The sequence below is a fragment of the Methylocystis sp. H62 genome, assembly GCF_015709515.1.
In the GTDB taxonomy this organism is placed as follows: Bacteria; Pseudomonadota; Alphaproteobacteria; order Rhizobiales; family Beijerinckiaceae; genus Methylocystis.
The window spans coordinates 176,201-189,359 of record NZ_JADNQZ010000051.1; the positions used below are offsets into that span (position 1 = coordinate 176,201).

The 13,159-nt window shown below is 62.2% G+C and carries 12 protein-coding genes and 1 pseudogene; 8 read left to right on the plus strand and 5 right to left on the minus strand.

Annotated features, from left to right (window positions below; genetic code table 11):
• Positions 1-5: 5 nt before the first annotated feature.
• Together IYY11_RS09695 and IYY11_RS09700 are read left to right on the plus strand one after the other, a co-directional pair.
• Positions 6-1,244, plus strand: coding sequence for a cytochrome b N-terminal domain-containing protein (locus IYY11_RS09695; RefSeq protein ID WP_196403662.1), 1,239 nt, complete (start codon positions 6-8; stop codon positions 1,242-1,244).
• A complete protein-coding gene (locus IYY11_RS09700; RefSeq protein WP_210331286.1) occupies positions 1,237-2,193 on the plus strand; it encodes a cytochrome c1 in 957 nt (318 codons plus the stop codon). The genes IYY11_RS09695 and IYY11_RS09700 overlap by 8 nt, the downstream gene beginning before the upstream one ends.
• On the opposite strand, the gene IYY11_RS09705 is transcribed toward IYY11_RS09700, so the two are convergent.
• Positions 2,156-2,494 (minus strand): small metal-binding protein SmbP, encoded by a 339-nt coding sequence (locus tag IYY11_RS09705; RefSeq protein ID WP_196403663.1) that lies wholly within the window; start codon positions 2,492-2,494, stop codon positions 2,156-2,158. The genes IYY11_RS09700 and IYY11_RS09705 overlap by 38 nt on opposite strands.
• Positions 2,495-2,688: 194 nt before the next feature.
• Here IYY11_RS09705 and IYY11_RS09710 point away from each other — a divergent pair, with 194 nt between their 5' ends.
• Together IYY11_RS09710 and glpX are read left to right on the plus strand one after the other, a co-directional pair.
• Positions 2,689-3,987 carry a homoserine dehydrogenase gene (locus tag IYY11_RS09710; protein ID WP_196403664.1) on the plus strand — a complete coding sequence of 433 codons (1,299 nt, stop codon included), beginning with the start codon at positions 2,689-2,691 and terminating at the stop codon, positions 3,985-3,987.
• A 6-nt stretch (positions 3,988-3,993) separates the two neighbouring features.
• Positions 3,994-4,983, plus strand: a complete 990-nt coding sequence (gene glpX, locus IYY11_RS09715) for a class II fructose-bisphosphatase (RefSeq protein WP_196403665.1) — start codon at positions 3,994-3,996, stop codon at positions 4,981-4,983.
• A gap of 8 nt (positions 4,984-4,991) precedes the next feature.
• Here glpX and IYY11_RS09720 read toward each other — a convergent pair whose 3' ends face one another.
• The gene (locus IYY11_RS09720; RefSeq protein ID WP_164479364.1) at positions 4,992-5,141 is read right to left on the minus strand and encodes a hypothetical protein; all 150 of its coding nucleotides are present in this window, start codon (positions 5,139-5,141) and stop codon (positions 4,992-4,994) included.
• A 110-nt stretch (positions 5,142-5,251) separates the two neighbouring features.
• Between IYY11_RS09720 and IYY11_RS09725 the strand changes: the two genes are divergently transcribed.
• From IYY11_RS09725 to guaA, 3 genes are all read left to right on the plus strand, one after another.
• Entirely contained in the window at positions 5,252-6,541 is a 1,290-nt protein-coding gene (locus tag IYY11_RS09725) for an RsmB/NOP family class I SAM-dependent RNA methyltransferase (RefSeq protein WP_196403681.1), read from the plus strand.
• Positions 6,542-6,671: 130 nt separating this feature from the next.
• A complete protein-coding gene (locus IYY11_RS09730; RefSeq protein ID WP_210331296.1) occupies positions 6,672-7,058 on the plus strand; it encodes an endonuclease domain-containing protein in 387 nt (128 codons plus the stop codon).
• A gap of 73 nt (positions 7,059-7,131) precedes the next feature.
• A complete protein-coding gene (guaA, locus tag IYY11_RS09735) occupies positions 7,132-8,736 on the plus strand; it encodes a glutamine-hydrolyzing GMP synthase (protein ID WP_196403667.1) in 1,605 nt (534 codons plus the stop codon).
• A 325-nt stretch (positions 8,737-9,061) separates the two neighbouring features.
• Here guaA and IYY11_RS22990 read toward each other — a convergent pair.
• Both IYY11_RS22990 and IYY11_RS09745 read right to left on the minus strand, forming a co-directional pair.
• Positions 9,062-9,232 (minus strand): annotated as a pseudogene (locus tag IYY11_RS22990) (DNA polymerase IV); the annotation flags it as partial.
• Positions 9,233-9,275: 43 nt separating this feature from the next.
• On the minus strand, positions 9,276-10,229 hold the full coding sequence (locus IYY11_RS09745; RefSeq protein ID WP_196403669.1) for a class I SAM-dependent methyltransferase: 954 nt from the start codon (positions 10,227-10,229) through the stop codon (positions 9,276-9,278).
• A gap of 517 nt (positions 10,230-10,746) precedes the next feature.
• Between IYY11_RS09745 and IYY11_RS09750 the strand changes: the two genes are divergently transcribed.
• On the plus strand, positions 10,747-11,625 hold the full coding sequence (locus IYY11_RS09750) for an FkbM family methyltransferase (RefSeq protein WP_196403670.1): 879 nt from the start codon (positions 10,747-10,749) through the stop codon (positions 11,623-11,625).
• 400 nt (positions 11,626-12,025) lie between these two features.
• On the opposite strand, the gene IYY11_RS09755 is transcribed toward IYY11_RS09750, so the two are convergent.
• Positions 12,026-12,298 carry a hypothetical protein gene (locus tag IYY11_RS09755; RefSeq protein ID WP_196403671.1) on the minus strand — a complete coding sequence of 91 codons (273 nt, stop codon included), beginning with the start codon at positions 12,296-12,298 and terminating at the stop codon, positions 12,026-12,028.
• Positions 12,299-13,159 lie beyond the last annotated feature (861 nt).

Below are 13,159 nucleotides of genomic sequence, written 5' to 3' on the forward strand. Positions count from 1 at the left end.
AGCCCATGGAAGGACATTCCCAATACACGCCCAAGAGCGGCTTCGCTCGCTGGTTGGAGCGCCGTCTGCCGATTTTGAGCTTCATGCATGATTCTTTCGTCTCCTATCCGACGCCCAAAAACCTGAACTACATGTGGGTGTTTGGCGCGATCTTGAGTTTCATGCTCGTCGCGCAGATCGTCACGGGCGTCGTCCTTGCGATGCATTACACCCCGGAAACGACGCTCGCTTTCGATTCCGTCGAGAAGATCATGCGCGACGTGAATTGGGGAACCATATTGCGCTACGCGCACGCCAATGGCGCGTCGATGTTCTTCCTCGCGGTCTACCTCCACATCTTCCGCGGCATGTATTACGGCTCCTACAAGGATCCGCGCGAGGTCTTGTGGATTCTCGGCGTGGTGATCTTCATGCTGATGATGGCCACGGGATTCCTGGGCTATGTCTTACCGTGGGGACAGATGTCCTTCTGGGCGGCGACCGTCATCACCAATCTCTTTTCCGCCATTCCCGTCGTGGGAACCGCAATCACCACCTGGCTGCTCGGCGGCTATTCCGTCGACAATCCGACGCTCAATCGCTTCTACGCTCTGCACTATCTGGTGCCGTTCATCATCGTCGCCATCGTCGCGCTTCACGTTTGGGCGCTGCATGTGACAGGCCAGAACAATCCGTCCGGCGTCGAGGTGAAGGACGTCAAGAAGGAAACCGTTCCCTTCACGCCCTATGCGACCATGAAGGACGCGGTCGGCATCGCGGCTTTTCTCGTCGTCTACGCCTGGCTGACGTTTTTCGTGCCGAATTACCTCGGCCATCCGGACAATTACATCGAAGCCAATCCGCTCGTCACGCCGCCGCATATCGTGCCCGAGTGGTACTTCCTGCCGTTCTACGCGATCCTTCGCGCGATCCCGAACAAGCTGCTCGGCGTCACTGCGCTCTTCGCCTCGATTTTGATCACGGCGGCGCTGCCGTGGCTCGATACGTCGAAGGTGAAATCGGCCGTGTATCGGCCGCTGTTTCGCAAGGAGTTCTGGATTTTCGTCGCGGTGTGCATCGGGCTCGGCTATCTGGGGGCGCAGCCCGCCGAAGGCGCCTATCTTTGGTTCGCCCGGGTATTGTCGGCTTATTATTTCCTGCACTTCCTCGTCATTTTGCCGGTCATCGGCAAAGTGGAGAAGCCGGAGCCGGTGCCTGAATCCATCGACGCTTCTATCCTGCGGGGGGAAACCTCCCATGTTTGAGGCGCGCGCAAGTTCCACGAAACGGCGGTCCTCGGTGAAGCGCCTCTCGCTGGTTCCCTTCACGATTGCTGCGGCGATGACGCTGGTCAGCCCGGCCATGAGCCAGCAGGAAGCGCCGCCGTCCGCGACCGATCAGGTCGCGGCGCCTGAGGCCAAGGAAAAGGAATCGCGGCACGAGAGCGAGCGACATGAGCAGAAGCCCAAGCGCTTTGATTGGAGCTTCGCCGGCGCCTTCGGCCGCTACGACAAGGCGCAGTTGCGTAGAGGATTCAAGGTTTACAAGGAGGTCTGCTCCTCCTGCCATTCGATCAAAATGCTCGCCTTCCGCAATCTTTCGCAGCCCGGCGGCCCGGAGTTTCCTGAAAAAGAGGTCGAAGCGCTCGCCGCGAGCTACAAGATCAAGGATGGCCCGAATCAGGCGGGCGAATATTTCGATCGGCCGGGGCGCCCAAGCGACCGGTTCCCCCCGCCTTTCGCCAATGAACAGGCGGCGCGCGCAGCGCTGGCCGGCAATTATCCGCCGGACATGTCGGTTCTAGCCAAAGCGCGCGGCTATTCGCGCGGCTTTCCGCTGTTCCTGATCGACGCTTTGCCGGGCTTTTCCTATCAGGAGCACGGCGTCGACTACATCGCCTCGCTGATGGAGGGCTACGAAGACCCGCCGCCAGACGTGAAACTGCCGGAAGGGCAGTTTTACGATCCCTATATGCCGGGCCGGCGCATCGGCATGCCGCCGCCGCTTTCCGAGGGCGTGGTGACCTATGAGGATGGCGCGCCGCAAACGATCGACCAATACGCCAAGGACGTCTCCGCGTTCATGATGTGGGTCGCCGAACCGCATCTTGAGTCTCGCAAGCGCGTGGGACTCGGCGTCGTGGCCTTCCTGCTCGTCTTCGTCGGGCTGCTCTATTTCACCAAGCGCAGGATCTGGTCGGGCGTGCCGCATTAGTTAGCGGCGCGCTCGCCGACGAGTCGCGCGCGCCTGTTTGAGCACGAATTGCGCCGCGAGAGAGCGGCGAGCAGTTGGCGGCGCGGTCCCGTTCGATGGCCTTTTCGTGCAGCGCCTCGCGCGCATGGCCGAGCGCGCTCATCACATACGTAACGATCTCCTTGGAGTCGCCCTTCGCGCCGTCGTCTATCGCTTCTCGAGTATGCTCGATCACCGCCTGCACATGCACGCCGTTGCCGGCCAGCGCATAAGCGCCGAAAAAGGCCAGCGCCAAAGCGGTCAGAATCGCGAATACGCTCATTCGAGGCGTCATTGTCATCTCGCCATCGTCGCCAGTGGGCTTGGCTTCAGCTTGTCCAAGAGTTGGGGCGTCCATTGCAGCGGCTCAATCCCCTCGTGGCGTCGGCGGTTTCTTGATTGAAGGCGCCAAATCGGGCACAAGGCGCTAGCGTCTCTGGGCCTTCGTCGCCCGCTCATTTTCCCGGAAAGGTTGCAATGTCGGAGATCTTGCGCGTCGGCATCGCGGGGCTCGGCACCGTCGGCGCGGCGGTGGCGCGCCTGCTCCGCCGCCAAGCCGAGGCGCTTACCGCCCGCACCGGACGGCAGATCGTCCTGGTGGGCGTTTCGGCTCGCGACGCAACCAAAGAGCGGGGCGTCGACCTTTCCGGCGCGGAGTTCTTTCCCGATCCGGTCAAGCTCGCGTCCTCGCCAGCGATCGATCTTTTCGTCGAATTGATCGGCGGCTCGGAAGGGCCAGCGCGGGCCAGCGTCGAAACCGCGCTCGCACATGGCAAGGCGGTGGTCACCGCCAACAAGGCTCTACTCGCCGCGCATGGCTTGCATCTCGCAGCGCTCGCCGAGGAGAACCACGCCGCGCTCGCCTTCGAGGCGTCCGTCGCCGGCGGCATTCCGATCGTCAAGACGCTGCGCGAAGGGCTCGCCGGCAATTCAATCGAGCGCGTCTACGGCATTCTCAACGGCACCTGCAATTACATCCTGTCGCGCATGGAGCGCGAGCAGCTGTCTTTCGAGGAATGCTTGAAGGAGGCGCAGAGGCTCGGCTACGCCGAGGCCGATCCGACCTTCGACATCGGCGGTTTCGACACCGCCCACAAGCTTGCGATCCTCACCTCGCTGGCGTTCGGCACGCGCATCGCCGCCGGCGCCATCGATATCGAGGGCATTGAGCGCGTGACGCTTGCCGACATCGACGCGGCGGCTGAGCTTGGCTACCGCATCAAGCTGCTTGGCGTCGCGCAGCGCACCGCTGATGGGGTCGAGCAACGCGTCCATCCGACGATGGTCAGCAAGAACTCCGCCATCGCCCAGGTGATGGGCGTCCTGAACGCCGTCACCATCGACGCCGACGCCGTGCATGAGCTGACGCTTGTCGGGCCGGGCGCCGGCGGCGACGCGACAGCCTCGGCCGTCGTCGCGGACATCGCCGACATCGCCAAGGGCGTGCGTTCGGCGCCGTTCGGTCTGCCGACCGCGAAGCTCGCCGAGCTCAAGCGGACGCCGATGCAGCGCCACGAAGGCGGTTATTACATCCGCATGTCGGCGCGCGACGTCGCCGGCGCCTTCGCCAAGATCGCGACGCGCATGGCGGAGCGCCGCATATCGCTTGAAAGCATCGTGCAACGCGGCGCGCGGGGCGCGCCGGGGGATTGCGTCGATGTCATCCTCATCACCCATGCGACGAGCGAACATCTCGTGCGCGAGGCGCTGGACCTGATCTATCAGGATGGCGTCATCGTCTCGCGCGCGCAGGTCATCCGCATCGAGCGCGAGTAGCGAGACATGACGCAGCAGCCTGAAACCGACGCGTCGAAGATTGACCGCTACCTGACCTTGGAGCTGGCGCGCGCGTCAGAGCGCGCCGCGGTCGCCGCCGCCAGATTCCGGGGACGCGGCGACGAGATGGCCGCCGACCTCGCGGCGGCGGAGGCGATGCGCGAGGAGCTGTCGCAGCTTCCCGTGCGCGGCCGCATCGTGATCGGCGAGGGCGATGAGGACGCCGCGCCGATGCTCTACATTGGCGAAGAAATTGGCGCGGGCGTCGGTCCCCGCGTCGATCTCGGCGTCGCCGCGCTCGAAGGCTCGACGCTTTGCGCCAAGGACATGCCGGGCTCGATCGCCGTCGTCGCCATGGCGCCGGCCGGTTCGCTCCTGCATGCGCCCGACGTTTACATGGACAAGATCGCCATCGGTCCGGGATATCCCGAAGGCACGATTGATCTCGATCGCGATCCCGGCGACAACATCAGAGCGCTCGCGATCGCCAAGGGCGTGCGCGCGAGCGAAATCACGGTGAGCATTCTCGACCGGCCGCGCCACGCCGAAATCATCCGCAATTGCCGCAACGCCGGCGCGTGCGTGCGCCTCATCGCCGGCGGCGACGTCGCGGCGATCATTCTCACCACCCATCCTTTTGAAACCGGCGTCGACATGTATCTTGGCCGCGGCGGCGCCTCGGAAGGCGTGCTCGCCGCCTGCGTGCTGCGTTGCGCCGGCGGCCAGATGCAGGGGCGGCTGGCGCTCGAGACTCGCGATCAGATCGCCAAGGCCCAGCGTTTCGGCTTGATCGATCCGCGCCGCAAATATTCGGTCGGCGACATGGCGGCCGGCGACGTCGTGGTCTGCGTCACCGGCGTCACCGCCGGGCCGCTCGTCGGCGGCGTGTCGCTCGGCAAGACGACGATCGACACCGAGACGATCGTCTATCGCTCGGCGACAGGCACGATCCGCCGCATCCGTGCGACGCACCGGGCGGTGGGGAAGTTCGATTGACGTCCGCGCTAATACGTCCGGCCGGTCTCAAGTTGAGTCTTGGCGTCGAGCTTGCGCCTTGGCGGCGGCGGATAATCCGGCGGCGGCGGGGGCTGCGTCGCGCAGGCGGCGAGCGACAAAGCGATAAGCGAAGCAAGGATCAGATGAAGGCGTCGCATCAGTTTCGTCCGCATTTCTCAAGGTGGCGCGCATCTTCGCGGCGGTTGCGTAAGAGCATGGCTTTGGCGACGGAATTATGTCGATCGCGCGCCGGCGGGACGGCGCGCCGATGACTCCCGCCGCTCATATCTCCGCCGCGATCGAGGTGCTGGACGATGTTGCTAAGCGCCGCCGACCCGCCGCCGAGGCCTTAAAAGACTGGGGCATCGCGCATCGTTTCGCGGGGTCGAAGGATCGCGCCGCCATCGCCAGTCTCGTTTTCGACGCGCTGCGGAAGCGCGCTTCGGCGATCTATGTCATGGGCGCGGACGATCCGCGCGCGATCTTGCTTGGCGCGCTGCGCGAGGCGCGCGGCCTCGATGCCGAGGCGATCGCGGCGTTCTGCTCCGGCGCGGGCCATGCGCCGGCGCCGCTTGCCGATGAGGAGCGCCATCGGTTGGAGACGGCCTCGCTCGCTGCCGCGCCCGATCATGTGCGCGGCGACTATCCGGAATGGCTCGCCTCGCATTTTGAGGCGGCGTTCGGGGCGCGCGCGGCGGAAGAAGGCGCGGCGCTCGCCGCCCGCGCGCCTGTCGATCTGCGCGTCAATATTCTGAAAGGCGCGCGCGAGCAGGCGCTCGAAAAGCTCGCGCATCTGTCGCCCGCGCCGACGCCGCTGTCGCCGATCGGCCTGCGCATCGAGGCGGGGCAGGGGCGGGGTCCGGCGCTGACGGCTGAGACCGCCTATGTGAAGGGGCTCGTCGAGCCGCAGGACGAGGCCTCGCAGCTCGCCGCGCTGCTCTGCGCCGCCGGGCCGGGCGAGCAGGTTCTCGATCTTTGCGCCGGCGGCGGCGGCAAGGCGCTGGCGCTCGCGGGGCAGATGCATAACCGCGGGCAGGTCTACGCCTATGATTCGGACGGGCGCAGGCTCATGCCGATCCATGAGCGGCTGGAGCGCGCCGGCGCCCGCAACATTCAGGTCCGTGCGCCGCGCGGCAAGGTCGACGTGCTGGCCGATCTCGAAGCGCGCTGCGACCTCGTGCTGATCGATGCGCCCTGCACGGGCGTCGGCGCCTGGCGGCGCCACCCCGACGCCAAATGGCGGCTCGCGCCCGGCGGGCTTGAGCGAAGATTGAAGGAGCAGCGGGAATTATTGGCGATGGCCGTCCGCTTCATGAAGCCCGGCGGTCGGCTCGTTTACGTCACCTGTTCGGCGCTGCGCGAGGAAAACGAGGACCAGATCGCGGCCTTTCTCGCCGCCAATCCCGATTTCGCGGCGCGTTCAGCCGCTGAACTTACGGAAGGCGCAGGCCTGCCCGAGCTCGCCCGCTTCGCCTCGCCGCACGGGCCGGGCATCCGCCTGTCGCCGGCGACAAGCGGCACGGACGGGTTTTACATTTGTGTCATGAGGCGAAAGTGAATTCGTCTGAGCTTGCGCAAATGTCGAGCGTTGGCGTCCCCTCTCCCGCGAAGCGGGGGAGGGACAGGGAGGGGGCGTGACAGACGCGAAGCTTCCGAAAGTTGATTTCGCGCGCAATCTTCGCCGCGGCATGCCGAATGCCGAGCGAAAATTATGGTCGGCACTGCGCGGCCACCGGTTCCATGGGCTGCAATTCCGCCGCCAAGCGCCTTGCGGCCCCTATATCGCGGATTTTCTCTGTCATGCCGCCCAACTTGTCATCGAGGTCGATGGGGCGACGCATTCCACCGATGCTGAGCTTGCGCGCGACAGCCGGCGCGACACCTGGTTCGAGGCTAACGGCTTTTCAGTCTTGCGCGTAACCAATGCAGCGGTTTACGCAGAATTTGACGGCGTGCTGGAAATGATACGATTACGCGTCGAGGAAAGATTGCCCCCACCCCAACCCTCCCCCGCTTCGCGGGAGAGGGAGTCCGACTCGGGTCCCGACAACAAACCGCGCACTCTGCGTCGTTAGGGTCCCTCTCCCATCCGAAGTCGGTTGTTGAAGCGGGGAGAGACAGGGAGGGGGCCTACAAAAAAGAGAACCCATGACCACCGCGCCCGACCCTTTCCATCACGACATCGCCGATCGCCATGACAAGGTGCTGATCGTCGATTTCGGCTCGCAGGTGACGCAGCTGATCGCGCGGCGCGTGCGCGAGGCGGGCGTCTATTGCGAAATCGCGCCGTTCCAGACCGCCGAGCGCGCCTTCGCCGAGATCCGGCCGAAGGCGGTGATCCTCTCCGGCGGGCCGTGCTCGGTGACCGACGAGGGGTCTCCCCGCGCGCCGCAAAGCGTTTTCGACTCCGGCGTGCCGGTGCTCGGCATCTGCTACGGCGAGCAGACGATGGCGACCCAGCTCGGCGGCAGGGTCGAAGGCGGGCATCATCGCGAGTTCGGCCGCGCCGATGTCACGGCGCTGGAGCACAGCGCGCTGCTCGACGGCGTGTGGGAGAAGGGCGGCAGCTTTCCCGTCTGGATGAGCCATGGCGATCGGGTGACGACTCTGCCGGAAGGCTTTCGCGTCATCGCCGCTTCGCAGAACGCGCCCTTCGCCGCAATCGCGGATGAACAGCGCCGCTATTACGGCGTGCAGTTTCATCTCGAAGTCGTGCATACGCCGGACGGCGCGAAGCTCTTGTCGAATTTCGTGCACAAGGTCGCGGGGCTGAAGTCCGACTGGACGATGGCGGCGTTTCGCGGCGAAGCCATCGCAGCCATCCGGCGCCAGGTTGGCGACGGGCGGGTGCTCTGCGGCTTGTCGGGCGGCGTCGACAGCGCCGTCGCGGCGGTGCTCATCCATGAAGCGATCGGCGAGCGCCTCACCTGCGTCTTCGTCGATCACGGGCTGCTGCGCCAGGGCGAAGCCGAAGAGGTCGTGCGGCTCTTTCGCGATCACTACAACATCCCGCTGCATCACGTCGAAGCTGAGGACCTGTTCCTTGGCGCGCTTGAGGGCGTCGACGATCCGGAGACGAAGCGCAAGACGATTGGCCGGCTGTTCATCGAGACGTTTGAAGCCGAGGCGAAGAAGATTGCGCAGGACGGGCGCGGCGCGCCGCAGTTTCTCGCGCAAGGCACGCTCTATCCCGATGTCATCGAGAGCGTCTCCTTCACCGGCGGTCCGTCGGTGACGATCAAATCGCATCATAATGTCGGCGGCTTGCCGGAGCGCATGAACATGCGGCTCGTCGAGCCCTTGCGCGAACTCTTCAAGGACGAAGTGCGCGCTTTGGGCCGCGAACTCGGACTGCCGGAAGCTTTTGTCGGGCGCCATCCGTTTCCGGGGCCTGGTCTCGCGATCCGTTGCCCGGGGCTCATCACCCGCGAGAAGCTGGCGATCCTGCGCAAGGCCGACGCCGTCTATCTCGACGAGATTCGCAAGGCGGGATTGTATGACGACATCTGGCAGGCCTTCGCGGCGCTCTTGCCGGTGCGTTCGGTCGGCGTGATGGGCGACGGGCGCACCTATGATTACGTCGTCGCGCTGCGCGCCGTGACGTCGAGCGACGGCATGACGGCGGATTTCTATCCCTTCGACATGAGTTTTCTGGGCCGAGCCGCGACGCGGATCATCAACGAAGTGAAGGGCGTCAACCGCGTGGTCTATGACGTGACGTCAAAGCCGCCGGGAACAATCGAGTGGGAGTAACCGGATACCTTCGGCGCCAATAGCGTAGACTCGGCCGCGAATTACACAGCCGTCGCAAAACTATCGCCGCTACCAGGCGGCGTGACGGCAAAGGACGCCAACATGATTCATCACATGTCGTCTCCTTGCGGATCCAGAACATGTTGCTCGCGCACTTGTCGAAGCTAATTGAGGCGCTCCGCGCCACAACACGCGTTACGCCTTCAGAACGGTTGGCGTGCCGCGCATCTAAGCGTTTCGGCGGTCAAAGCCACCGTCTCAGTCCAGTGTCAGAGGTCGAAGGCCGCACGCCCTTACCATCGATGGTCCACGCCGGATTGCATGCGATCTCCTGAACATTCGGCATATCCAGATCGCTCGCCGTCTTTGCGAGGACCTTGCAGTAGGAAATTCCGGCGGACGCATTCAGTCCCGTTTCAGCCTTGATCCTCGCTCGGATCAATTCGGCAATCGTCGTGGCGATCGAGATGTTGTTTTGGTTCTCGGTGACGTCGAGCTTCATCGCGCATCGTGATGAGGCGCGGGCGCTCAGCCGATTCTCATGAGGACAATCCGCATGGGCGCCGCGCAACCAGTAGCAATCCGGAACCTTCGTCATCGGTCGACGGAACGCCACGGATCCAGTGCGCAACGGCGCCGCTGGCTAGCCCCACTGCAGCAGAAGCATGCCAGGACCACGCTTCACTGTAATGATGGCTGGCGCTTTTGAAAGGCGTACAATGTTCTATCCAATAGATCAGGGCGTCGTGTTTACCCCAGGGAACGTTCTCTATGCTGTCGATGACGACGTTGACGTCTTTCGCCAGGTGGATCAGCGCAGACTTCGTCCACCACGTTAGATGGTGGGGCGGCGCGTTCATTAAGAAATTTGGTATGCGAGTCATCGCGGAAGGGACATGCGGCACGCCGACCATAATTAGCCCCCCCGGTTTGACCGCCTGCACCATCTCAGCGAAGAGGCTGACGGGCGCCTTGACATGCTCAAGGACCTGAAAGGCGCACACGGCGTCGTAAGCTCCCGTGTGGTTTACGAGGTGCTGAGCCAGCGTCTCGCTGCACACCGAGCCGTCCGCGTCGCCCTCGGCGACATGCGGGTCAAGACCAGTGTAAGTCGCCTGTGGCACGCACGTTCGGAAGTTCGCAAGTCCGCACCCGATATCGAGCACGCGCGCGCCGGGCTTGACGTGTCGGGCGGCCATCACAAACTCCGGGCGGGCGGTTTGTTTGGAATAGAGACCTAAAGCGCGAAGTCTTGAATAGAAAGCCTCGTAAAATGCGTCATCGCCTTCAACAGGTGGGTCAAAGAAATAGAGACCTGTGGGCGACTCCCACAAGCCAAATCGATCGACCCCGTCGAAGCTCGGCCGCGGATCCGTCTTGAACTCAATTCGCCATAAGCGAATGAGGAGCAGTGCTGGCACCCACTGAATATGGCGGACTGCGGGAAGGCCGGTGATCGGGCAAGCCGGAACGCGTCCCTGATCCAAGGTCATTAGGTCTGCCTCCAATTTCGTGCTTGCTACCGGTTGGCGATTTTGTGGCCGGCGTTGAGGCGCATGCAAGCAAAATCAGCATGGACACTCGGATCAAGCGTCAGAGTCATGACCCTGGAACGCGAGGCGAGCCGTTGAGCGATGACGGCCACCGCAGGGGAGATCGGCTCTTGTCGGGGATGCAAGACCCCAAATCTCGCCATCACAGCAGGCAGAAAACTGTATGAGAAAATTTGGAATCGCTAATCGTCGGCGCAGCGCGTTGCTTTGCATGTCCCCCAGACTTCGTCGCGTTGCGCGCGCTATGCGGATTCGAGAATCTTTCGCAGCAAAGACATGAAGCGACTCGACCGCCGGGAATTTAGGTGAGTCGTCGCGAGGCCGGCTGAGCAACCTCAATCAGCTCCGCCGTCCACGCTCGCATTGCAGGAGCGGTCGGTCATGGACTAACATGCTCTGGCCCGGCCCACGAGCAGTCTCGCGATGGGATAAGTAGCGTGCGCAAAAGGACAACCCCATGACGAATGCGGTCATTCATGCGTCGGTGCCGATGAAGCAATTCCGCTGCCCAAACGGACTGCGTGTTTGGAATGCTCCGAAGTCTCGCCATGATACGCACTTTCTCTTCAAGGAGATTTTCGAACGGCATTGTTACGAGCAGCATGGAATTTCGGTCAATAACGGCGATGTCGTTCTCGATATAGGCGCAAATGTCGGGATGTTTGCGCTTTCACTGATGGAGCGCTTTCGTGATCTCAAGATCGTATGCGTGGAGCCGGTGCCCAACACATATGCCTGCCTCGAACGGAACCTGAGTGGATCACCACGTCGGAGTTTGCACGACATAACGCTTCTTGATTGCGCGATTGGATCAACGAACGCAGACGCGACGATCGCGTTTTTTCCGCAAATGCCAAGTAACTCGACACTGCATTTGCAAGAAAAGCGGCGCCACTGGGAGAGATTTTCCGCGGAAGTAACCTCGTCTGAGCTCTCGAATCTGCATCGCGCTTTTGCGTTTCTTCCTCGCCGCGTGTTTGCCCTAATCGTGAAGCCGATGCTCAAAGACGCGCGGACTATAAAGTGCAAGATACAGACCTTGAGCGACACAATTCGTCAACAGGCGCTAGGAAGGGTTGATCTGTTGAAGATCGACATCGAAGGCGCCGAGATCGATGCTCTGAATGGTTTGGAAGAACAACACTGGCCTCTCATCCGGCAACTCGTGCTCGAGATAGAACCTTCAAACAAGCACATGTTGTCGTCGCTTGTCGCGAAACTCGGGGCCCTGGGATTCAGCAAAGTGACGGTCCAGAGTTTCGCTGGCGGAACGGTCGACATCGAAGACTCAAAGCCTTGCACTGTCTACGCTTTGCGCACGACAGGACAGCAATAGGCAAAAGCGGCGCAATCGCCTTTATTGAAGGAGGCTGACGAAAATGCAGATCTCCGTTATGAAATTTCCTTCGATAAATCAGGTAACCGCTTGCGTTATGAAACTGCGCGCCGCCGCGCCCTTCGAACGCGCTCAATACCGCAGGTCTGCCGGTCGCCAAGATCAAACCACGGCGGGCGCGTCGCTTCGCCGAGGCCGTTGAGAGACTAGACAAAGCCGATCGTGTTGACGCCGCCACTCTCGCATGCATGGGCGAGCTTCTCGATTTGCCGGTGCGGCCAATGCCGGCCAAAATCATCATCTCCGTCACGCTCGCAGCAAGGAAGGGCCGTGGAGTCCGTGCCCGGAAATTAAGGGGCGACAACAAGAATTCAGCCAAGACCGCAATCACCCGATTGCTTCAATCTGCCAATATCTTCAGGCAATCGCCGGCAGCCTCGGCGGTCTTCTTTGCGGTTAAAGGGCTTAATCTGCCGGAGCTTACCTTGCTTAGGGTGATTGCCGTTACGACCGCCTCGTTGTCAGCTCCTCGACGCATTTTCCCGACGGCTGCCGCATAGATGGCTTTAGAGTCAGGTGAAAGACCCGCTGCACATGCGTCCGCCTTTTTTCGATCGGCGTAAGCTGGCGAAGCGAGAAGGGCGGCAACGATCCCGATTTTTAGCGCCCTCATGTGTATCTCCTTGGTCGACTTGTGGTGCTTGCTATATCGGAACATCCCGACATCGAGTTAACCTCACATTCGGCTGCGCTAGGCGGTCGTGCCAGCGCGAAAGGCGCGTCAGGGAATGCGGCAGCGTCGCGCTCTGATGCACGAGGAGAGCGCACAGCTTCTGCGTCGAGGTCGTGCCGCAGTTGAGCGGTGTGCAGACGATGACGTCGCCCGCGCGTCGCATGAGGTGGTTCCAGCGCGCGCTATCATAGACGGTTCTGGGATAGGTGTGATGCGCTCCGGCGCGCTCATCTGAGATCCCCCCGCGTGGCGATGACATCGGAGAAAACTTCTCCGGTCAACAAGCAAAAAATGTTCCTGGCGTCATTGCGATGGGGAGTCAGCCGGAGTGATGGTCGGCGGCAGTTGCGCTTTCTCTTAAACACGCTTCAGGAACGGATCGTCATGCAAACGCATTAGCAGGTTTAGCAACGAGACGCCGACCGACGGCGCGATTTCGCTTTTGTCAAAATTTCCTACATCAAGGAAAGTCGCCGACAACTCGAAATAAATTTACGCATTTGCTCGGTGTGTGACGAAAAAATTCAGGAAAAAATGTGCGCCCGATGCAACGAATTTCGGAATGAGACGTTGACAGATAGCGGTTGCTGCAGTGCACCTAACTATTAAGCGCGATGCACATAATTTGGCCAGGGCGCGGTGGCGATTTCTCTTGGAGGGACATTGATGGAAGCCATCAATGCGGTCACGCTCAATACATGCTTTGACTCGGATGAATCCCTTCGTGGGCGCCGTCCGGAAGAGTTCGGCGTAATTGTCTTAAATCGGCAATTCGCGGCCGCCGAAGATCAATCTCTCGAT

Bases quoted from the DNA above. Each gene is read 5' to 3' on its own strand.
- IYY11_RS09695 (WP_196403662.1), top strand. From the start codon at position 6: ATGGAAGGACATTCCCAATACACGCCCAAGAGCGGCTTCGCTCGCTGG.
- IYY11_RS09700 (WP_210331286.1), top strand. From the start codon at position 1,237: ATGTTTGAGGCGCGCGCAAGTTCCACGAAACGGCGGTCCTCGGTGAAG.
- IYY11_RS09705 (WP_196403663.1), bottom strand. From the start codon at position 2,494: ATGAGCGTATTCGCGATTCTGACCGCTTTGGCGCTGGCCTTTTTCGGC.
- IYY11_RS09710 (WP_196403664.1), top strand. From the start codon at position 2,689: ATGTCGGAGATCTTGCGCGTCGGCATCGCGGGGCTCGGCACCGTCGGC.
- glpX (WP_196403665.1), top strand. From the start codon at position 3,994: ATGACGCAGCAGCCTGAAACCGACGCGTCGAAGATTGACCGCTACCTG.
- IYY11_RS09720 (WP_164479364.1), bottom strand. From the start codon at position 5,141: ATGCGACGCCTTCATCTGATCCTTGCTTCGCTTATCGCTTTGTCGCTC.
- IYY11_RS09725 (WP_196403681.1), top strand. From the start codon at position 5,252: ATGACTCCCGCCGCTCATATCTCCGCCGCGATCGAGGTGCTGGACGAT.
- IYY11_RS09730 (WP_210331296.1), top strand. From the start codon at position 6,672: ATGCCGAATGCCGAGCGAAAATTATGGTCGGCACTGCGCGGCCACCGG.
- guaA (WP_196403667.1), top strand. From the start codon at position 7,132: ATGACCACCGCGCCCGACCCTTTCCATCACGACATCGCCGATCGCCAT.
- IYY11_RS09745 (WP_196403669.1), bottom strand. From the start codon at position 10,229: ATGACCTTGGATCAGGGACGCGTTCCGGCTTGCCCGATCACCGGCCTT.
- IYY11_RS09750 (WP_196403670.1), top strand. From the start codon at position 10,747: ATGACGAATGCGGTCATTCATGCGTCGGTGCCGATGAAGCAATTCCGC.
- IYY11_RS09755 (WP_196403671.1), bottom strand. From the start codon at position 12,298: ATGAGGGCGCTAAAAATCGGGATCGTTGCCGCCCTTCTCGCTTCGCCA.